Raw genomic sequence first — 20,180 nt, 5'->3', positions numbered from 1 at the left:
CAGTGTAATTTTAAATTAGAATTACACTTAGCAAGGTATTATTTTGACATTCGTTCAATGCAATAAAGCAAAAAAGCAAAGGCGCCGCAGGTTTTATAACCTACAGCGCCTTTGCTGTTGTTAAAGTTATTATACCACCTTTTCATTAAAATGTAAATACTCACTTAAAAAAAAATGAAATAAATTTCAAACAATAGTAAAAGTAAATCCAAGGTTCTTTCATTATGAGAAATATATTTCTACTAAGAAAGGCTGCATCCTAGTCCATAAAACTAAATACAGCCATTAATTAACAATTTATAATTATTTATGATTCCTAATTAATATTAATTATTTCACTTCTCTAGGACTTCCTACAAATGCAGTAGCTATCATATTAGGTCCTACATGAGAAGCTATTGTTGCTGATAATTCTGATATCAGTATCTTTTTTGGTGTGCATGCTTCAAGTATATATTCTTTAAGCATTTGTGCATCTTCTGGACAGTTACCATGCCCAATAATTAAAGTTCTTTCTTCTATATTTTCCATATGTTCATGAACTTTATCAGCTAAAAACTTCATAGATTTCTTTCTTCCCCTTACATTACTGTAAGGTACTAATTTACCGCTATAATCAACAGTTAATATAGGTTTTATATTTAGAGCTGTTCCTACTACTGCTGTAGTAGCTGAAATTCTACCACCCTTTTTCAAATATTTTAGATCATCTACAGCAAACCAATGATTAGATCTTAATTTATTACTCTCTATCCACTCCACAATTTCTTCTTTTGATTTCCCCTGTCTTAATAAATCAATAGCTTCTACTATTAATACTCCTTGACCGATAGAGGCAGATAAAGAATCTACAACAGTAATATCCGCATCTGGATACTCCTCTAATATTTCTTGACGAGCAAGCAAGGAGTTGTTGAAAGTTCCGCTCATTCCAGAAGAAAAGCCTATATATATTATAGAATTGCCAGCTTTGTAATGCTTTTCGAATATTTCCTTGAATCTAAAAACATTAATTTGCGCAGTGGAAGGAATAACACCGGATCTTAGTTTAGCATAAAATTCATCATGTGATAGAGTTTTACCAAAATCGTCCAGATACTCGCAACCGTCTACATTAACTGGCATACCCAAAATATCAAGAATATCAGCATTTTCTTGAACATACTCTAATGTAAGGTCACAAGTTGAATCTGTAATAATAATACTGGCCATTTGTTCCCCCCTATTTCATATTTGGAAAATTCATTTGTCGTAATGCTTCATAAGCCATGATTGCAACTGAATTTGATAAATTTAATGAACGTGTACTGGTTTCAAGCATAGGCAATCTAATGAGATTTTCTTTATTGCTTTCACGGATATAATCTGGCAAACCAGAAGATTCACGTCCAAAAACAATAAAATCTCCTTGTTTAAAAGACACTTCTGTATATCTCTTAGTTGCTTTTGTAGTTGAAAAGTAAAAAGTAGCATCTGGATACTTTTGTCTAAGCTCTTCATAAGACTCATGTATTTCTAATTTAAGTTGTGGCCAGTAATCTAACCCTGACCTTTTTACCTGCTTATCATCAATACTAAACCCTAAAGGTTTAATCAAATGAAGAGTAGAGTCTGTTAGGACGCATGTTCTACCAATATTACCTGTGTTCTGCGGTATTTCAGGTTGAAATAGAACTATGTTTAAATTCAACCATAACACCTCCTTGCTGTTAATAATTCCAAATTATTCACATTATAATACAATTATTATTACTCTTCATATATTACCTCATAACTGCTAATTAGTAAAGCAATGATTTTTTCTATAATATATATTCCTCAACAACCTTAGCTACACCATCTTCTTCATTGGATAAGGTTATATATTGGGCTAAATCCTTTATTTCCTTATCACCATTTCCCATGGCTACACCAAGTCCAGCAAATTCTATCATAGATATATCATTTTCGCTATCTCCAACACAAATCACTGCTTCTCTTGGAATATTATAATAAGCTGCTAACATTTCTACTGCTCTCCCCTTGGATACCCCCTGACACATCACTTCAAAATTATCTTTTGAAGAACTTACTGTTTCTAGGCCATCACAGTCAGCCAGTTCCCTTTTTGCTTTTTGAATCTTATCCAAATCCTCATCAATGGCAATACATTTTAAAATGCTACTTTGATATTTTTCAAAAACATCTTTCCAATTCTTTACAAACTGAATTTGAATTTTATTACCTTCTTTAAGCTTTTCATTTATTTTTATATAATTATTAACATGGGCATTATTCCTTTCAGTAAAAATGGTGTTTGCTGTATGAAAGTTAGGTATTATCCCATAGGACTTAATTATATTTAAAATTCTATAGCAATTTTCTTTTCCTAATAAAGCTTCATATATAACTTGGTTTTTATCTTTTTCTCTAATAAATGCTCCATTAGCAGAAATTATAGGAGTCTTCAATCCTACTAAATCTGCATAATAATAAGCGGAGGTAAATAGCCTTCCAGTGGCAATAACAACCTTAACACCGGCCTCCTCTGCCTTCTTCAAAGCTATCTTAGTCCTATCAGTAATTTCTTTTTTATTATTTAATAATGTACCATCCATATCCACACAAAGCATTTTATATTTCATATTTATATACCTCCTTATTATAGAATATTAGCAATTTTTAAAATAACTACGCAATATTTAACTTAAAATTTTACTTTCTATAAATTAAAGCCGCCCTTTTTAGGCGACTTTAATTTATTATTTACCTTCTAAATATTCTATTATTCCTGCTGCTATATTTCTGGCAAGATTGTTCAAAACCTTGTTATCATTTAGTCTTTTAACATCCTCTGGATTGCTGGCAAATCCACATTCCACTAAAACTGCAGGCATTTTTGCTGATTTTATTACCTTAAAATTCTCAGACTTTACTTCTCTATCCTTCCAATTATCAGAAGTTAAAATTTTCTCTTGAATTTTTTTAGCCATAGCCTCGCTTTCCTGAGGCACAACATTTGTTTTAGTATAATAAGCGCTTATACCATTATATGCTTGACTTTTATCGTAGGAGTTAATATGAATTGAAACAAAGGCATCCCCATTGTTTTCATTAGCAATATCAACAATTTCTTGAAGAGCTAAATATTCATTATCTGCTAAGTCTTTATCCCTTGTCATTACTACTCTCTTACCATTGAAAATTAATTGGGGTCTTATTTCTAGTGCTATCTTCAAAGTTACTTCCTTTTCCAAAAAGCTATTATCATAAGCCTCTGTTCCTGGATCTCCGCCACCATGACCAGCATCTACTATAACAGTATGGGTAAAAGGATTCTCTTTCTTACTTACTAAAACCAATAACTCATCAGTGAGCTGATTAAGAAAAACAAAATTATTCTCCGAAAACTCCTTCTTTACAGTCAAAGTAGTACTTCCATCTAATTTAGATAAATATATATTTTTATCTACTTCCTTAAAACTATTAGAATTTAACTGATGTTTATCTACATTAACTAAATCTAAATAAATACAATTACTATCCTCTTTATAACCTTTATAATGCTCCTTGTCCACTAATTTAATTATGTACTTTTTAAAATAATCATTCTCCTCAAAGGAGATACTACCAGAATCACTAATATTAATTGAACCTTCTCCGGTCTTATTCTTGTTAGAAACTGTCTTTTTGGATTCTATAACTTCAGAGGCTACTATTTTATTAATAAAACGCTTACAACCGTTAAAAGCTAATACAAGTAATATAAATAATATGGACATAGATATACAGAATCTTATTTTATTCTTTATTCTTAACCTCACGTTAATGACACATCCTTACTCCTTTAAACGATTTTTTAAACATACAAGAAGTATAAGTAGTTATAATAATTTATATTTTATCATATAGCTTATATGTTTGAATAGTATTTTATTTAAATAATTCATTTTTTTGTATCTATCCTATTTTTGGCAAAAAATAAGACTTTCTGCATTTTTGCTGAAAGCCTTATTCTCAGTGCGGATAACAGGATTTGAACCTGCACGGTTTCCCGCTAGAACCTGAATCTAGTGCGTCTGCCAGTTCCGCCATATCCGCCTGTAATCAATATCCCACGCTAGATTTTTTTGCAAAACCAACGTAAGACTTTTGATGTATTTACTCTTATATTACATTATTAACGTAAAAAAAACAATAAGTTATCTTATATAAAATTATTTTCTTACATTATCAAACATAAGAACCGATACTAATTATAGTATCAGCTTTACAATTTAAGTGTTTCAATTATTAATTTGTGGAGGACACAACTTATAATATGTTCTTATTCCGTTTATTTCTTCAAAATCTCGTTCATGACTTTCTAAACTTTCATACACATCATATTGAACTTCTTCTCTTTCATAAAAGTTTTTAGCTATAAATTTTTCTTTTTGCATATTATACTTACTTTCCATATATTCACCTCAATCTATGTAAAGTTTATAAAATTCTACATTAAGTTTAATTTTCCTTTTGATTTAATATGAATCATATTTTCACCTTCCTATATAAAAAAATCCCACATCAGACAATTAGCATTTCTGCTAAAAATCTTATGTGGGTTTTTAAAGTTTCCAATGTTAATCTAATATAAATTATTGATTTTTCAGCGTTATAACGGAACTAGAACCTGTATCTAATGTGTCTGCCTGTATTACGCAAATAAGTATAAAACATATGCTAAAAAAACAACACTAAAAAATTTTTTTTAAAAAATACTTTAGATTATTCTCTTTTTTCTTCAAATATTGCTCAAAACTATAGTAAGTCTTGCTTTTTTCGAATTTCTTGTTCTTTATACCGCCGTAAAATTCAACATATACTTGTTCGGTTAGCGGAAGCAATATTTCTTGCAATTCTTTTTCTTGCCGCTGAGCAAATTCTTTATCCGTTAAGGCCGGATCCTTCTTTATTTTGTAGCGTTTCAATCTCTTTAAAACATAGCTGTATAAAGGAATTGTACTTTCGCTGTTTAACATTTTTCTTTTTCTGCTATTAGAAAATGCTATTCTTAATAATATAAGGCTTAAGACTAGTACAGTGATGGCAATATATATAATTCTAGAGCCTATCTTTAAGGTAATAGTATTATTTTTTTCATCTTTAGTATTATTCTTGTTGATAGTACTTGTAATATTTTCTGTTTTCTTTGTTTGTGTATTAATATCTGTTACTGGTTTTTCTTCATTCTGCTGATTTTCTTGCTCCTGTGTACGTAAGTTTTCTTCAAAGGCTGTAGGAGCACAATCACTTATTGCCCATACGTCATCCATTACAAGATACTCAACCCAAGCATGGGCGGTATCGTTAGTAACATTATATAATCCATTTTTTATTGTTGCATCATTCATCTTATAGCCTTCTACAAATCTTGCAGGTATACCTGCTATTCTATACATAATTGTCAAAGCAGTGGCAAAATGAACGCAATATCCCTTTGGATCTTCAAATAAAAAATAATCAACAAAGTCCTTTCCTTCTGGCAATTGGGAAGCATTTAAAGTATAAGTGTAGTTTTCAGATAAATAATTTCTTATCTTCTCAACCTTTTCTGAAACAGTATTACAATCCTTTACTAGGTTATATACTAAATCTGCTGTTCTTTCAGTAATACCTTCCGGTAGTTGCAAATATTTTTGATAGTTTTCATTCTGAAAATAGTATAATCCGTAATAATCCTGTTTTAAATTCGTAAAATCTGCATCATAAAATTGCACCGTATATTCGTTTTTTATGGTATCATTAGCCATAAATATGGCTCTATCTTCTGCAACAATTATACCTTTCTTACTATAATTAATGTAATTTGTATACATGGGTACCATAAAGGATGTAGTTTTTAAATTAGCAGGATAAATTGTAAGCTCCTTTAACTCCGTACTAGGAAAGAGATTTGAGGTATAATTGCTGTACCTAGCTTTTTCTACTTCAGGACTAATATTTGATTCAAAAGCTTGCAAATCTTCAATGGTGTTTCTCCAAGAAAAGCCAGTGTATTCATCCTTTACATCACCTTTTAAATAGTAGCTCTTATCACTTTTAACTTTAAAAGCTAAAGTTTTATTTAACTGTATAGGTCCACCTAATTTTTTCTCTGTATTTGAATAACCGGTTTGCCCCAAGGAAAAAACTCCCTTAGTAGCAGATTCTACATTAACTAAACCATTAGAGGCCTGTTGCTTTTTATCTAAAGCCTTTAATATAGATAAATTATCTTTACCTTCTATTTCCTGTGGCAAAGGTAAAGATATAATACTTGCAACAATAGTAAATACAAGAATATTTATAAATAATTTTTTACCATCAATAGAAGAGTATATACCCTTTTTTTGAAATTGCACTTCACTCTTTTTATAATTGTTAAGCATATAAGTACCTATAAAAATGATGGTAAAGGGAAGTATCATAGCTGTTACTTCACTTTTGTATTCCAAATACCAAAAAAATATCATTTCTGATAAAGATAATAGGAGTATGCCATTAGTAACTCTATGTTCATACAAAATGAATAAAACAATTAATATTGCTGGTAATGCAACAGTTATTATAGGTCTGTACATATAAAAAAAGGTAACTTGGCCATCATATAATTTATTGTTAATTATTCCAATATTATATATAATCTTTTGATAAAAGAAATCCATTATAAATGCTTTAAAGATAAAAGCAAAAATCACCAAGGCAGTAAAAAGAATAGCTAAAAATATAAATTTCTTAAAGGCAGTATTTAAGACTCCATTGAAAAAAAGATAGAGCATGATAACAGCTACATAAATCAAAGTTATGTAAAGATAGTTAAAGTCATCTATTCGATAGCAGATAGTCATAAGAATGAATATAAAAAGTATATTTATATAGTGTACAAATATACCTACTATATGCTGCTTAAACCACTCCATTTAATCACATCCTTTTTATAGATAACCAGCAACCACATTTTTGTTCTAAGCAAAAATAATAGCAAGATAAATTGCTGTTTTCATATCTATACGAATTTAGAAATATCAAATACCTTTATTCCTAACTTAGTAAGTTTTATAATATTCTCTTCATCTTCGCTACCAATCTTATTACAGAAAACAAATAAATTTTTTTTCCTTAATTCTACTTCTAAAAGAAATTCGCATAATTCATCATTCACTCTAGAAGTTATAAAGGCAATATTATTCAATGCTCTAATCTCAGCCTTACATCCTTTTAAATAATTTACAAATGATTCATTACTATCGCTCTTTTTATCTACAAAATAATCCATTAATTTAGAAAAATCATTATTATCTTTAATTAGAAATACCTTGGATTTTTCTCCATTAATATAAAGTTTTGAAACTATTTTTTTCTTAATTAAGTCAAAAATTAATGATGCAGAAAAATCTATTAACTTCTCCTCGGTAATTCCCTGTAGATCATATTGATAATTTGTGCTGTTCATATCCAAAAATACATTAAATTCTTCCCCGACAAATACTTCATTATTCTTTACATAGAGTTCATTGTATTTTGCACTAATCTTCCAGTTGATTCGATTTAGATTATCTCCTTCTCTATACTTTCTATTATCCTTTATAACATAAGGATCCTCTATACCAGAGCTACTCACCTTATAATTATTGAATAAATTGACCCCTTTAAATAAATCTGAAGGAATACTTACAATCTTCGGATATACTTGAATAACTGCTTTACTTTTATATACCTTATTACTTCTAATAATTGAAGCAGTATCCCTAAACGAAAGCTCTGAAGATCCGAAGTCATATTTACCTCTAACTCTAAAGCGAACTTCATATTTTAATTTTTTAGATTTTTTACCGCCTATATAAACCACATCTCCATTGTATCTAGGGCTAAGTTTTTTTAAGCTAGAATTATTCACAATCAAATAATGAACTGGAATCCAACTCTTATTTTTCAACACTATGCTAAAACTAACTGAATCTCCAGCGCTATATCTGTTACTATTAAAAAATATATCTAAATTTAAATTTCTACGATTAATTACTATTACTATAATGGAAAGTAACAATATTGCCACCACTGAATAAAAAAACCTATAGAACAGAGGTCCTCCTTCTGTAAAAGCTAATGCAAAAGAAAATAATAATAATATTACAAATCTCACATTAATCCTAAACATATTAATTCACCTTTGGTGCATGAACATGTTGAAGTAGATTAGCAATTACTTGCTCGCTGTTAAAATTATTTGCTCTAGCTTCTGAAGAAAGTGTTAATCTATGTGCAAGAACCAAGGCAACATTGTCTTTTACATCATCTGGAACAACATAATTTCTACCGTTAATTAAAGCAGAGGCCTGAGCAATTTTTTGAAGAGCTAGAGCTGCTCTAGTACTCATACCCAAGTTCAATAGCTTAGATGTTCTTGTAGCTTCTGCTAAATTAGCTATATATCTATTTATTTCTTGAGCTACCATTACTTCTCTACAAGCCTTTTGCAAGGCAATAATATCTTCTGCTCCTGCCACTGCTTCTAATTCTTCTAAAGGTTTTCTGTTTTTATATAAATCCAGTATTTGAGCCTCTGAATCTTTGTCAGGATAGCCAATGGTTACCTTGATCATAAATCTATCTAACTGAGCCTCTGGTAAAGTGTAGGTGCCTTCATACTCTATTGGATTTTGGGTAGCTAGGACAAAAAAAGGCTGTTCTAGTTTATAAGTATGTACACTTTCTGATACCTGATTTTCCTCCATAACTTCCAGCAAGGCTGATTGAGTTTTAGGAGCAGTTCTGTTAATTTCATCTGCTAATACTATATTGGCAAAGATGGGCCCCTTTCTAAACTCAAATTGCATCTCCTTTTGATTGAATATAGATATACCGGTTATATCGGAAGGAAGCAAATCCGGTGTAAATTGTATTCTGCTGTAGGATAAATTTAAAGATTTTGCTAAAGCTTTTACTAAAGTGGTCTTTCCTACTCCAGGAACATCTTCTATTAGTATGTGTCCACCAGCTATAATTCCTTTCATAATATCTAGAATAGAGTCTCTCTTACCAATTATTACTTTTTCCACATTAGATAAGATTTCTTGTATAATTACATTTGTATCTTTCATAAAATACTCTCCTTTGTTGCAAATTATATTAGCATATTTTTCATTATACCATATTTTTTCTTTTTACTATATTATTTTATCATATTATGCATTTTAAACCATTAACATAAATTTGATCAAAGTATATATACTTAAATTATTAAAAATAATCAAGTAATCACAATACTGCCTGTCCATTTTTTACTTAATCTTCTTTTTGAATCAATTTTTTTATTCCTTATTTTAGTATGTCCTGTATATGCGGTACTTCCTTCTGTGATAAGCACCGCATATACGGACAATATTAATTATTCCACATCAAGCTAATTACAAGTTTATATGATATAAAATAAGTTCAGTAATTTACAAACCTATATTATAAATTCCGTCAACCTTTTCATAATTATCCTTAGATATTAACTCTCTTGATATTTCCTTCCCATTTTTATAACCTATAAGATATACATTTACTTTATACCCTGTAACCGGTGCTTGAACCTTTTTAATAGTTCCACTAGGTAGGGAATCTACCGTATTGTAATATATTTTTGGTTCTTCTACATCTAATATCTCTGAATAAAGCTTATATTGTACTTCTGTAAGAGATTTATGTGAATATATATTAATAGTGATCTTTCCTTTTCCTGTTACACCTTCAATATACAAAGGATATTTTGAAGTGTTTTTAAATTTATAATCTATGCTTTCAGATACTGTAGCATCAAGGCCTGGCTCAATATAGGCCGGTACTAAAGAATGGTTCCTTCTACTTGTAGATTTAATACCTAACCTAATAACTGCATTATATAGGGTTGTAGAAACTTGACAAACTCCTCCAGCCACTCCGTCAACAAGCCTACTATTTACTATAACCGGTGCTCCTTTAAATCCATTAGCTAAGGTTCTCTTTCCTGTTTCCTTATTGAAGCTAAATTCTTCACCAGGCATTACGATTTTACCATTTAATTTACTTGCAGCCAAAGCTATATTATATGCCCTTCCTTTTGTTTCTGTAGAGAAATACGTAGTAGCACTTGAAACTTTATAGTTCACATCTTTTAAATCTTCAGCCTTTAATGTAGGATTCTCTGTTTTTACAGTGATGGTAACTTTATTATCTCCAGTTCCATATTTACTTATCTTGTCTATAATATCATTGAAAAGGATATCTTTTTCAACGGTTTTTCCAACTACTTCCTTTATTACAACAGGAGTACCATTTTCAATCTTTATCTTTGCATTCTGGGGAGCTATATCTACAGCTTTTTTTATATTTTCAATACACTCTCTCACCGCTGCTTCATCAAAGGTAAACTCTAAATTATACTGTTTCTTTTTCTTACTTTTTAACTCTATATATTTATTGATAAAATTCTTATCTTTTCCGTAACTAAAAGCTTTATTCAAGCATTTTGGCGCATCTATGTTAATTTTCATATCTTTAAAAGAAATAGGATACTCTTGTTTTTCATATACTGCAATAATTTTTTCAGTAGAAAGATTATTGTAATTTTTTGACAATAAGTTCTGCGCTTCTTCTAGTGACAATCCTGAAATATCAATATTTTCCACATAGCTATTAGGATATATTTTATTTTCCCACTTACTTACATAATAATAAATATACCCTACAGTTGTAACCATAAGCAAAATAAATAGTGATAAAAATCCTAGTAACCATCTTCTGTTTTTCATTCTGTCACCACCTATGTAATGATTTTGCACTTTTCCACAGAACTTAAATTAATGATACCTTGTTTATATTATCCGTAATTTCCTTTAGCTTTATAACATAAAATAAAAAACTGATTGCACAAATCCATCATTCATCTGCATTTCTTATTACCATCATAATTCCATAAGTTAACTATTTAATCTTTTTTCTATATTTTTTAGTAGCTTATTAAAACTAAAAAAGGACATTCTCAGTATTTCTACTAAAAATGTCCTATCATATCATTATTATTTTTACTTAAATGATCATTGCTATTTTTTACTCTTTCTTAACTTCTTAATCTCCTCTTTCTCCTCTAAGGATACCCTCAAGGATTCAACAATCTTTTGAATAGCTTTATTTATACACCAATCATCCAATTGACCAGACTGAATAAAAATCTTAGTTTTTTCCTTATTAACCAAGTAGCAAGTGCTTATAAGCCAAGCCACCCCCATATTAACATAATAATCATGATTTTCTATGTTCTGAATAGAATCAAATATAAAATCTAAATATACTTCCTCTGTATAATAATTGTTTAAGGTTACTAATGCAAACCTTACAGACCAAGGTTCAGTACTTTTTATATACTTTGGAATTACCGAAAGAAACTCTTCCTTGTTTCCTTCAACTAATTTTCTAATATTAGAAACAAAGCTATCACAAAGAGCCCAATTATTAACTTTCTTTATATAGCAATCTATACTGCTCATCATATGGGAAAAACTTTTGAAGTTCACTTTGTACATTAACATGCCCTGAAGCAACTTTTCCTCATAAGAACTACCTGCAGAAACAAAATTATAAAAGCTTTCTAAGTCCTTATTTTTTTCAACTTTCCTCGCTATTTTTCTAAGCATAGGCATTCGTACATAATAGCTAAAGCCTATATCTGGTATTATCCTAGAATTAAATTTTCCATAAGCTTCATCGGAAAGTGACTGTAATAAATTGATAAATGATCCATATGCTTCAGCATTCCACTCTATATGGTCAAGTTCCTCAATTTTCATAGGTTCACCACTTTTGTCTTAAATTTTATAAGACCCTCTTTCTTTTAAGGATAATTCTATTATCTTATCTAGCAATTCTGGGAAAGTCATTCCTACTGCTGCAGCACTCTTGGGAAATAGACTATTTTTTGTCATCCCCGGAAGAGTATTAAGCTCTAAAATATAAGGCTCATCATCTTTAATAAGCATATCTACTCTAGCATAAACACTGCACTTCAAACTTCTCCAACAATCTAAGGCCAATTCATTAACCTTCTTCTGCAAATCATGCTTTAACTCAACTACTACTTCATCTGCTCCACCATCAGAATATTTAGCAGTAAAATCAAAAAATTCATTTTTAGGCCTAATAGCTATTGTAGGCAACACTTGACCATCCAATATACAGCAGGTTATTTCCTCACCTTTAATATATTCTTCTACCATTACTTCATTATCATACTTTAAAGCTTCTTTAATGAGATTAGTTAATTCTTCCCTATTCTTTACAATACCGGTAGCTACAGAAGAACCTCCACAGTTAGGCTTTACCACTAAGGGATATCCAATACTTTCTATAGCTTCATAATCTATTTCCTCTCCTTTGTTAACCATAACCCACTTTGCTGTATTAATTCCTGAAGCCTTAAGAACCTTTTTAGTCATATCCTTATCCATACATACAGCACTAGTTAAAGTGTTGCAACCAGAATAAGGAATACTCATAGTTTGAAGGACCGCTTGAACAGTACCATCTTCTCCAAACTTTCCATGCAAAGCAAGCAAGGCAAAATCTATATCTTTTACCTTTGAGAAAATGTCTTCCTTTTTATCTATTACAATTGGTACAACCTCGTACTTATCCTTATTTAAATTATCTACTATTTCCTTACCAGTCTTTAGTGAAATATCTCTTTCAGACGATATTCCCCCCATTATTACTCCAACTTTCATTGTTTTACCTCCAATTTAGTTCTCTCTTACTATGAGAAAATTATTTCATTAAATTAATATGGTCAAGAATTATTTGTTTAGTTCTTAAAATAGATGCGGGATTCATAGAAAATTCATCTAACCCGTATTCTAACAATAGAGGAATGGCTCTTTCATCTGCAGCCATCTCACCACACATGCCACAGCACTTACCTTCTTTATGAGCAGCATCTATAGTAAACTTTATTAGTCTTAACACCGCTAAGTCCATAGTATTATATAAATGTGAGATTTTTTCGTTGGTTCTATCCACCGCTAAGGTATATTGTATCAAGTCATTGGTTCCTATACTGAAAAAGTCCACCATTTTTGCAAATTCATCTGCTCGTACAGCAGCAGAAGGTACTTCTATCATTATTCCTAATGGAATATTCTCTTTAAACTCAATTCCTTGCTGCTTTAACTCATCCATACATTCCGTTAATACTTCCTTAGCTTTTATAAACTCATCCGGTGTGCTTATCATAGGAAACATGATTTTTAAATTACCATAAATAGATGCTCTTAAAAGAGCCCTAAGTTGGGTCTTAAATAGGTCTTTACGATCTAAACATAGTCTTATGGCCCTATATCCTAAAAAAGGATTCATCTCTTCTGGAGTTTTTAAATAAGGTAAACTTTTATCTCCACCTACATCTAATGTTCTTATAACCACTGGCTTATTTTCCATTTTTATAAGTACCTTTTTATAAGCTTCAAACTGTTCTTCTTCGCTAGGCATAAACTCCCTATCCATATATAAAAATTCTGTTCTGAACAATCCTATACCGTCAGCTCCATATTCAAGGACCTTATCCATTTCTTCTGTAGATCCAATATTAGCGGATATTTCTATATGCTTTCCCTTGGAATCTATTATTACTTTATTTTTTAATTCTTTAAGTTTTCTTTTTCCTATTTCAAACTCTTTTATTTTTTCCCTATAACTTTCTATAACCTTTTCTTCAGGATTTACTATAACTACACCTTCAACACCATCTACAACAACCTTATCGCCATTTCGTAGCTTATAAACTATATCATTAAGTCCTACTACCGCTGGAATTTCCATAGCTCTTGCCATAATAGCAGTATGAGAAGTAAGTCCTCCTACTTCCGTTAAAAAAGCTATAACATTTTCTTTATCAAGCTGGGCTGTATCAGAAGGTGTTAAATCCCTGGCCACTATTACAGTATTTTCTTTAATATTAGCAAAGGATTTAGAAACATTTCCTGTAATATTCATTATAAGCCTTCTGCCTACATCTTTAATATCTGACACTCTTTCTTTTAAATATTCATCTTCAAGCATAGACATTGTATCTATGTAGCTATTAATCACATCGTTCACAGCATTTTCAGCAGATTTTCCATGTCCCACCATTTCCTTCTGCACAGCATCAAGGAAATCTGGATCTTCTAACAAGATATAATGACTATCAAAAACCTGAGCTTCATCTTCTCCAATTTCCTTTGCTACCTTTTCTCTCAACTCCCTAATCTGCTCTTTCGATAAGTTTATAGCATTTAATAGCTTCTCTTTTTCATACTCAAGATTTAATGCATACTTAGTATCTAAATTTAGCTTAGGTTCTTCCTTTATAAATACAGTACCTATAGCATATCCCCAGGAAGCTGATATTCCTTTTATCATAACGCACCTCATTACACATTGAATTTAAAAGTATAATTATATAATATGACAACTGGATTGGAATTACAATATTCCTTCCTTTAATAAAAAATATCCTTCCTTTACTTTTTCTTGTTATTTTTAAGATATTCCTTGCATTTAGACGCAATGGCACATTGCGCACAATTAGGGTTTTGAGCCTTGCAAATTCTTCTACCATGGAAAATTAAAGTATGATGTGCCCTTATCCATTCATCCTTTGGTATAGCCTTAGTAAGCTGCCTTTCTGTTTCTTCCACGTTAGAAGCTTCAGCTAGTCCAATTCTATTAGATACCCTAAAGACATGAGTATCTACTGCCAAAGCTGGAATTCCATAGGCATTACTTAAAACTACATTTGCAGTTTTTCTACCTACTCCTGGTAATGTCATCAATTCTTCGTGAGTCCTAGGCACTTCTGAATTAAAATTCTCTATCAATGCTCTACTTAAATTTATTATATTTTTTGCTTTATTTCTATATAGTCCTATTTCTTTAATTTCCTTTTCTAATTCACTGTAATCTAATTCTGCAAAATCCTGTGGACTTTTAAATTTCTTAAATAGTCTTCCCGTTACCTGATTAACCTTTTTATCTGTAGTCTGGGCGGATAATACTGTAGCCACTAACAATTGAAAGGGATTCTCGTGTTCCAATTCGCAATGGGCATCTGGATACATCTCATAAAGGCTATCCAGAATTTCTCTAGTTACTTTTTTACTCCTCATTTTTCCTCCTAAAGTTTATTAATATTTTGACAACTATTTTCTATTATTATAGAATAGAAATATAGTCTTTTAAAGGGGATTTCCTAAGGATTTTTATGGTCACTGTAATCAGTCTGTAATTTTCCCCTATATTATTTAAATGTATTTTTTGTGAAAAGATATTGTTAAATTTTTAACTTTTTATGTAAATACTATTTATTAATATAACACAAGATAATTTACCAAGGAGGATTAGAAATGGATGTTTTGATCAAAGGGATCACTTCTATAAGCTGGCAAATGCTAGTTATGTGGGCAATTGGAGCTTTACTAATTTACCTGGCTATAGCTAAAGACTTCGAACCATCTCTATTACTGCCTATGGGCTTTGGAGCTATACTGGTAAATATACCCTTTACCGGTGTCTTAGGTGAACATGGACCTCTAAGTATACTTTTTAATTCAGGTATTGCCAATGGTGAACTCTTTCCTTTACTGATTTTTATAGGTATAGGAGCCATGATTGACTTTGGTCCGCTACTTCAAAATCCATTCATGCTTTTGTTTGGTGCTGCTGCTCAATTTGGTATATTCTTTACCATAGCTTTAGCAAGTCTATTTGGTTTCAATATATTAGATGCAGCTTCTATTGGAATAATAGGCGCCGCTGATGGTCCTACATCCATATTCGTAGCAACTAAATTTGCTTCAAAGTATTTGCCTCAAATAACTGTGGCTGCATACTCTTATATGGCATTAGTACCTGTAATTCAGCCTTTTGCTATTAAATTGGTTACTACAAAAAAGGAAAGACAAATTAGAATGAAATACAAGGCCTCTGATGTATCTAAAACTACTAGAATCCTTTTCCCTATACTAATAACTATTATAGCCGGTCTTATTTCTCCCGATTCTGTGGCTTTAATAGGTTTCTTAATGTTCGGAAATTTACTTAGAGAATGTGGTGTTTTAGAAAGATTATCTACTACAGCACAAAATGAACTTGTAAATATAATTACCATATTGATAGGTATTACTATTGCTAGCACAATGGAAGCAGAACGTTTCGTTACTGTAGATACTTTAATAATAATAGGATTAGGTCTAGTGGCCTTCGTATTTGATACCATTGGCGGAGTACTTTTCGCTAAATTTATTAATCTATTTAGAAAAGAAAAGATTAATCCAATGATTGGTGCTGCTGGTATTTCTGCTTTCCCTATGTCCGCTAGAGTTATTCAAAAGATGGCTCAAAAAGAAGATAACCAAAATTTCATACTTATGTTTGCAGTAGGGGCAAATGTAGCAGGACAGGTAGCTTCTGTAATTGCAGGAGGATTAGTACTATCCTTAGTACCTGCATTATAATTTTTCCAATTAGAAAAAGGAGTGAATTGAATTGCTACAAGATAACTTTTTAAAATCCTTAAAACTTATGGGGATGGGAATGACAGGAATCTTCATCGTAACTTTTATTATATATTTAACGATAAAATTACTATTAAGGATCTTTCCTGAAAAAAACAGTGACAATAAATAAATTATCTTATAAGAAATAGGACTGTCCTACTATTGTTTTTACACTAATGGACAGTCCTACTTTTATGTATAAAATATTAACAAAATACTTTAGCCTATTTATTATCTCCATAGACTCCTCTATATTCCTCAGGTAATAAATTAGCAATACTTTTCATTAAATACTCCAAAACTCTATCATTATATTGGTGCTTATCTTCATCTTTATTTTTTTCAGGAATGCTAATAGGCTTACCAAAAGAAACATTTACATCTGCATGATAAAATTTCTCTGCTCCCATATCTCCTTCTTTATTTATGGGCATTAACTTTTCCGTTCCCCATATACCAACAGGAATAATTGGTACCTTTGTAACCTTAGCAATAAGTACTACTCCTTTTTTTGCCTCTATCATACTACCGGTTCGACTTCTAGTACCTTCAGGGAAAATAAAAATACTTTCTCCAGACTTTATTGTCTTTATGATAGAATTTATAGCTTCTTTATCCGCAGAGTTAGGCTTTATGCTTATGCTTTTAACTATACTCATACCTATATTAGTTAAAGGGTTATTGGATAACTTCATCCCTGCTACAAAAGTTACATTTTTATCTTTAAGAACCTTTTGTAATACTAAACCATCAGAATTGCTAAGATGATTTCCTATATATATAACTGGTTCCTTTATATTTTCTATATTCTCTTTACCTAATATCTTAATATTGGCATACTTATTCAAATACCTATCTACAACCTTTTTAGATACATACTTTAGCATTCCCTTAGGTAAGTAACCTATTAATTTTGCAGTTCTAGAGGAAATCATGGTTATTCCACCTTTCAGTTGTAATTCTATAATCTATTATAGTTACTTATCTAAAAAATGTCTATTAGAAAAGCTGTAAAGAAATAAAGAAGGGATTTCCCCTTCTAAATTATCATTTCATTATATATTGTTCTTACCTTTCCTCGATAGTCGCTTATTGCTATAATGTTCTTTGGCTTCTTTAAAATTACTCTAGCCGGTATGCCTACTGCAGTAGCATTTGCTGGTACATCCTTAAGAACTACCGCATTAGCTCCTATCTTTACATCATCGCCAATTTTTATTGGACCTAAAATCTTTGCTCCAGCACCAATAATTACGTTGTTACCTATGGTAGGATGCCTTTTACCCTTATCCTTGCCTGTACCACCTAAAGTTACACCGTGAAATATAGTAACATTATCTCCAATTTCTGCTGTTTCACCAATTACTACTCCCATTCCATGGTCTATAAATAGACCCTTACCTATTTTAGCTCCTGGATGAATTTCTATTCCAGTTATAAATCTACTTATTTGAGAAACTAATCTTGCTAAAAAGAATAAATGTTTTTTATATAAAAAATGAGCAATTCTATGAAATATAATAGCATGTATTGATGGATAAAGCATTAATATTTCAAAACTACTTCTAGCAGCGGGATCGTTCTTCTTTACAGCTTGTATATTTTGCTTTAAATCACTAAACATAACATCACCCCTTAATCTTGTGATTTTCAAATAGAAAGCTATCCTTTTCTATTCCATTAAAAAAACTTCGTCTCATTTTTAGAGACGAAGTTGAATACTCCGCGGTTCCACCCTAATTAGATATAGAATCTCACTCCTTCGAGCACAAATTACTAAGTAACGCTATGCTCTATCGCTATAACGGGCGACCCCGGTGTTCCCTACTTAATTTCAGTCCACTACTCCGAAGGGCACTTCACATAACCGAACAATAGGAATATTCCACCAAACTATTCCCTCTCTGTAAAGTCTAATTATGCTACTCTCCTTCTTCAATGTATTTCCGAGCATTTTACTGCGATTTATACTTACATTATATGCTTTTTAAATCATTTGTCAACATGTAATTATAGTATTCTTAAATTAATTATCATTTAATATTAGGAACAAAATCTATGCTTACCTATTACTTTAATAAGTGGTCTAGACCAAATCCACTTATTTGTTGTCTTGGCTGGATTAAAATAATATAAGGCTCCACCGCTAGGATCCCATCCATTCAAGGCATCTCGAGCAGCATTTATAGAACTTTGTTGAATTTCTGCATGTATTTGACCATCTACTATTGCAGTGAAGGCACCGGGTTGATATATAACTCCAGCTATAGTATTAGGAAATCTAGGATCTCTTGTACGATTTAAAACTACAGCTCCTACTGCTACCTGACCTTCATAAGGCTCTCCTCTTGCTTCTCCATTTATTAATCTAGCTAAAAGTAAAACGTTTTGATCATTTGTACTGCTAGTGGCTGCAGTGGATTTGGAAGCTGTTCCTGTATTTATTCCTAAAGCGGCTAAGGTTTTATTTCCAACTACGCCATCTACAGATAATTTATTTTTTTTCTGGAACTGTTTTACCGCTGCAAGAGTTGCGTAACCGTATATACCATCTACACTTCCATTATAATAGCCCCAACGCTTTAGTCGTGTTTGTATTTCTCTTACTACACTACCTCTAGAACCATAGGAATAAGTAACTGCATCAACCTCCATATTATGAGAGGTAAAAAGAAATGTACTAATTATGTATGTTACTAATGTTATTACTGCTACAAAAATCATCTTTTTTCTTTTAATTACCTTAAACATCAAATTCACCCTCCCTCTATATTACTAAATTTATTTTGCGCTTTATGGCAAAATAAATGCGTATTAGGGTGAAAAGAAGGGTGAATTTACATTGTACAGCCTCATATATTGCAGTATAATTGAACTAACATAATTATTAAGATATTTTAAATTCAATATTATGTAGATAAAGTAAGGAAGTTGATATAAATGACTTATTTAATTATATATATACCCTTAGCTTTAATAGCACTAAGTATTATTGGATATATCCTACCTAAAATTATATCTATTATAAAAAAGATATGTTTATTTATAACTAGCGGTCTTGTTAGATTTATTGGCTTATTTAAGAATAAGAGTAAAAAAACTGAGCCTAAAATTATTACACTTGAAGAAACTATTGAAGATCAAATAATATCTGAAAATATAAATAATCATCAGAAAAATAATCTTACAGTTACATCCTCTTTATTATTTAATGCCAAAAAAAATACTATTGCATTAAATAATATCAAGAAGGGATTAAAAACCTTAAAAGATATGGAAAACTTAATTAATAAATTATCAAATGAAAGCAAAAAAAGGTGGGTTCAGTTTGATTACGAAAAATATAAAGCAAAAATCGACGGTGATTACGAGGTAGCTGAATATATATTAAGAATGAATAAAAATTTGAAATATCTCTACGATATAACCTTAGAATGTGAAGGAGAAATGGTACAATATGACCATGTACTCTTAACTAATGAAGGAATATACATACTTGATGCTTCAATAATTTCAGGGAAAACTTATGTAGACAAAGAAGGAAACTTTTTTAGTATAAATAAAGATGGTACAAAAACACTTATGGATAATCCCTTCGACCTTTTAAAGCATAAATCTCAATTATTT

General features: G+C 30.7%; 19 protein-coding genes, 1 tRNA gene and 1 other annotated feature. Of the genes, 3 read left to right on the top strand and 17 right to left on the bottom strand.

Annotated elements, in window-relative coordinates; translation table 11 throughout:
- Nucleotides 1-330: 330 nt before the first annotated feature.
- The 14 genes from N3C_RS04320 to nth form a co-directional block, all read right to left on the bottom strand.
- Nucleotides 331-1,212 carry a DegV family protein gene (locus tag N3C_RS04320; RefSeq protein WP_074364837.1) on the bottom strand — a complete coding sequence of 294 codons (882 nt, stop codon included), beginning with the start codon at nt 1,210-1,212 and terminating at the stop codon, nt 331-333.
- A 10-nt stretch (nt 1,213-1,222) separates the two neighbouring features.
- Entirely contained in the window at nt 1,223-1,690 is a 468-nt protein-coding gene (locus N3C_RS04315) for a tRNA (cytidine(34)-2'-O)-methyltransferase (protein ID WP_074364836.1), read from the bottom strand.
- Between the two features lie 112 nt (nt 1,691-1,802).
- Nucleotides 1,803-2,624: a Cof-type HAD-IIB family hydrolase gene (locus tag N3C_RS04310; RefSeq protein WP_074364835.1), complete on the bottom strand. Its 822-nt coding sequence runs from the start codon at nt 2,622-2,624 to the stop codon at nt 1,803-1,805.
- 117 nt (nt 2,625-2,741) lie between these two features.
- Nucleotides 2,742-3,803, bottom strand: a complete 1,062-nt coding sequence (locus tag N3C_RS04305) for an N-acetylmuramoyl-L-alanine amidase family protein (RefSeq protein ID WP_074364834.1) — start codon at nt 3,801-3,803, stop codon at nt 2,742-2,744.
- Nucleotides 3,804-4,000: 197 nt separating this feature from the next.
- Nucleotides 4,001-4,080: transfer RNA gene (locus N3C_RS04300), tRNA-Leu, on the bottom strand.
- 185 nt (nt 4,081-4,265) lie between these two features.
- A complete protein-coding gene (locus N3C_RS14960; RefSeq protein WP_178377762.1) occupies nt 4,266-4,439 on the bottom strand; it encodes a hypothetical protein in 174 nt (57 codons plus the stop codon).
- A 279-nt stretch (nt 4,440-4,718) separates the two neighbouring features.
- Nucleotides 4,719-6,923 carry a transglutaminase domain-containing protein gene (locus N3C_RS04295; protein WP_074364833.1) on the bottom strand — a complete coding sequence of 735 codons (2,205 nt, stop codon included), beginning with the start codon at nt 6,921-6,923 and terminating at the stop codon, nt 4,719-4,721.
- Nucleotides 6,924-7,009: 86 nt separating this feature from the next.
- Nucleotides 7,010-8,161: a DUF58 domain-containing protein gene (locus N3C_RS04290; RefSeq protein WP_074364832.1), complete on the bottom strand. Its 1,152-nt coding sequence runs from the start codon at nt 8,159-8,161 to the stop codon at nt 7,010-7,012.
- Nucleotide 8,162: 1 nt separating this feature from the next.
- Entirely contained in the window at nt 8,163-9,104 is a 942-nt protein-coding gene (locus tag N3C_RS04285; protein WP_074364831.1) for an AAA family ATPase, read from the bottom strand.
- A gap of 342 nt (nt 9,105-9,446) precedes the next feature.
- On the bottom strand, nt 9,447-10,778 hold the full coding sequence (locus N3C_RS04280; protein ID WP_074364830.1) for a VanW family protein: 1,332 nt from the start codon (nt 10,776-10,778) through the stop codon (nt 9,447-9,449).
- 291 nt (nt 10,779-11,069) lie between these two features.
- Nucleotides 11,070-11,813 (bottom strand): DNA alkylation repair protein, encoded by a 744-nt coding sequence (locus N3C_RS04275; RefSeq protein ID WP_074364829.1) that lies wholly within the window; start codon nt 11,811-11,813, stop codon nt 11,070-11,072.
- Between the two features lie 18 nt (nt 11,814-11,831).
- Nucleotides 11,832-12,746 (bottom strand): D-alanine--D-alanine ligase, encoded by a 915-nt coding sequence (locus N3C_RS04270; protein ID WP_074364828.1) that lies wholly within the window; start codon nt 12,744-12,746, stop codon nt 11,832-11,834.
- A gap of 40 nt (nt 12,747-12,786) precedes the next feature.
- Complete coding sequence (gene ptsP / locus N3C_RS04265) at nt 12,787-14,418, bottom strand: phosphoenolpyruvate--protein phosphotransferase (protein WP_074364827.1); 1,632 nt, start codon at nt 14,416-14,418, stop codon at nt 12,787-12,789.
- A 101-nt stretch (nt 14,419-14,519) separates the two neighbouring features.
- Nucleotides 14,520-15,164, bottom strand: coding sequence for an endonuclease III (gene nth, locus N3C_RS04260; RefSeq protein WP_074364826.1), 645 nt, complete (start codon nt 15,162-15,164; stop codon nt 14,520-14,522).
- 237 nt (nt 15,165-15,401) lie between these two features.
- Between nth and N3C_RS04255 the strand changes: the two genes are divergently transcribed.
- Together N3C_RS04255 and N3C_RS15395 are read left to right on the top strand one after the other, a co-directional pair.
- Complete coding sequence (locus tag N3C_RS04255) at nt 15,402-16,511, top strand: sodium ion-translocating decarboxylase subunit beta (protein WP_074364825.1); 1,110 nt, start codon at nt 15,402-15,404, stop codon at nt 16,509-16,511.
- A gap of 31 nt (nt 16,512-16,542) precedes the next feature.
- On the top strand, nt 16,543-16,683 hold the full coding sequence (locus N3C_RS15395; protein WP_278281012.1) for an OadG-related small transporter subunit: 141 nt from the start codon (nt 16,543-16,545) through the stop codon (nt 16,681-16,683).
- A 94-nt stretch (nt 16,684-16,777) separates the two neighbouring features.
- Here the strand turns inward: N3C_RS15395 and N3C_RS04250 are convergent, their stop codons facing one another.
- The 3 genes from N3C_RS04250 to sleB all read right to left on the bottom strand — a co-directional run bounded on the left by N3C_RS04250 (nt 16,778) and on the right by sleB (nt 19,304).
- Nucleotides 16,778-17,488 (bottom strand): lysophospholipid acyltransferase family protein, encoded by a 711-nt coding sequence (locus N3C_RS04250; RefSeq protein ID WP_074364824.1) that lies wholly within the window; start codon nt 17,486-17,488, stop codon nt 16,778-16,780.
- Nucleotides 17,489-17,592: 104 nt separating this feature from the next.
- Nucleotides 17,593-18,177 (bottom strand): serine O-acetyltransferase EpsC, encoded by a 585-nt coding sequence (epsC, locus tag N3C_RS04245; protein ID WP_074364823.1) that lies wholly within the window; start codon nt 18,175-18,177, stop codon nt 17,593-17,595.
- Between the two features lie 77 nt (nt 18,178-18,254).
- Nucleotides 18,255-18,501 (bottom strand) — a binding site (T-box leader).
- Nucleotides 18,502-18,596: 95 nt separating this feature from the next.
- Nucleotides 18,597-19,304 carry a spore cortex-lytic enzyme gene (gene sleB, locus N3C_RS04240; RefSeq protein WP_074364822.1) on the bottom strand — a complete coding sequence of 236 codons (708 nt, stop codon included), beginning with the start codon at nt 19,302-19,304 and terminating at the stop codon, nt 18,597-18,599.
- Nucleotides 19,305-19,493: 189 nt separating this feature from the next.
- Between sleB and N3C_RS04235 the strand changes: the two genes are divergently transcribed.
- A partial coding sequence (locus N3C_RS04235) for a nuclease-related domain-containing protein (protein ID WP_143312596.1) occupies nt 19,494-20,180 on the top strand: 687 nt, incomplete at its 3' end.

The organism is Clostridium sp. N3C, from assembly GCF_900095445.1.
In the GTDB taxonomy this organism is placed as follows: Bacteria; Bacillota; Clostridia; order Clostridiales; family Clostridiaceae; genus Clostridium_AU.
Note: the sequence above shows the minus strand (reverse complement) of the source record. Positions and strands in the feature narration are given on the sequence as shown.

What these genes read in the sequence shown, in the direction of transcription:
- N3C_RS04320 (WP_074364837.1), bottom strand. Translation starts at nt 1,212, where the DNA reads ATGGCCAGTATTATTATTACAGATTCAACTTGTGACCTTACATTAGAG.
- N3C_RS04310 (WP_074364835.1), bottom strand. Translation starts at nt 2,624, where the DNA reads ATGAAATATAAAATGCTTTGTGTGGATATGGATGGTACATTATTAAAT.
- N3C_RS14960 (WP_178377762.1), bottom strand. Translation starts at nt 4,439, where the DNA reads ATGGAAAGTAAGTATAATATGCAAAAAGAAAAATTTATAGCTAAAAAC.
- N3C_RS04295 (WP_074364833.1), bottom strand. Translation starts at nt 6,923, where the DNA reads ATGGAGTGGTTTAAGCAGCATATAGTAGGTATATTTGTACACTATATA.
- N3C_RS04290 (WP_074364832.1), bottom strand. Translation starts at nt 8,161, where the DNA reads ATGTTTAGGATTAATGTGAGATTTGTAATATTATTATTATTTTCTTTT.
- N3C_RS04285 (WP_074364831.1), bottom strand. Translation starts at nt 9,104, where the DNA reads ATGAAAGATACAAATGTAATTATACAAGAAATCTTATCTAATGTGGAA.
- N3C_RS04280 (WP_074364830.1), bottom strand. Translation starts at nt 10,778, where the DNA reads ATGAAAAACAGAAGATGGTTACTAGGATTTTTATCACTATTTATTTTG.
- N3C_RS04275 (WP_074364829.1), bottom strand. Translation starts at nt 11,813, where the DNA reads ATGAAAATTGAGGAACTTGACCATATAGAGTGGAATGCTGAAGCATAT.
- N3C_RS04270 (WP_074364828.1), bottom strand. Translation starts at nt 12,746, where the DNA reads ATGAAAGTTGGAGTAATAATGGGGGGAATATCGTCTGAAAGAGATATT.
- ptsP (WP_074364827.1), bottom strand. Translation starts at nt 14,418, where the DNA reads ATGATAAAAGGAATATCAGCTTCCTGGGGATATGCTATAGGTACTGTA.
- nth (WP_074364826.1), bottom strand. Translation starts at nt 15,164, where the DNA reads ATGAGGAGTAAAAAAGTAACTAGAGAAATTCTGGATAGCCTTTATGAG.
- N3C_RS04255 (WP_074364825.1), top strand. Translation starts at nt 15,402, where the DNA reads ATGGATGTTTTGATCAAAGGGATCACTTCTATAAGCTGGCAAATGCTA.
- N3C_RS04250 (WP_074364824.1), bottom strand. Translation starts at nt 17,488, where the DNA reads ATGATTTCCTCTAGAACTGCAAAATTAATAGGTTACTTACCTAAGGGA.
- epsC (WP_074364823.1), bottom strand. Translation starts at nt 18,177, where the DNA reads ATGTTTAGTGATTTAAAGCAAAATATACAAGCTGTAAAGAAGAACGAT.
- sleB (WP_074364822.1), bottom strand. Translation starts at nt 19,304, where the DNA reads ATGTTTAAGGTAATTAAAAGAAAAAAGATGATTTTTGTAGCAGTAATA.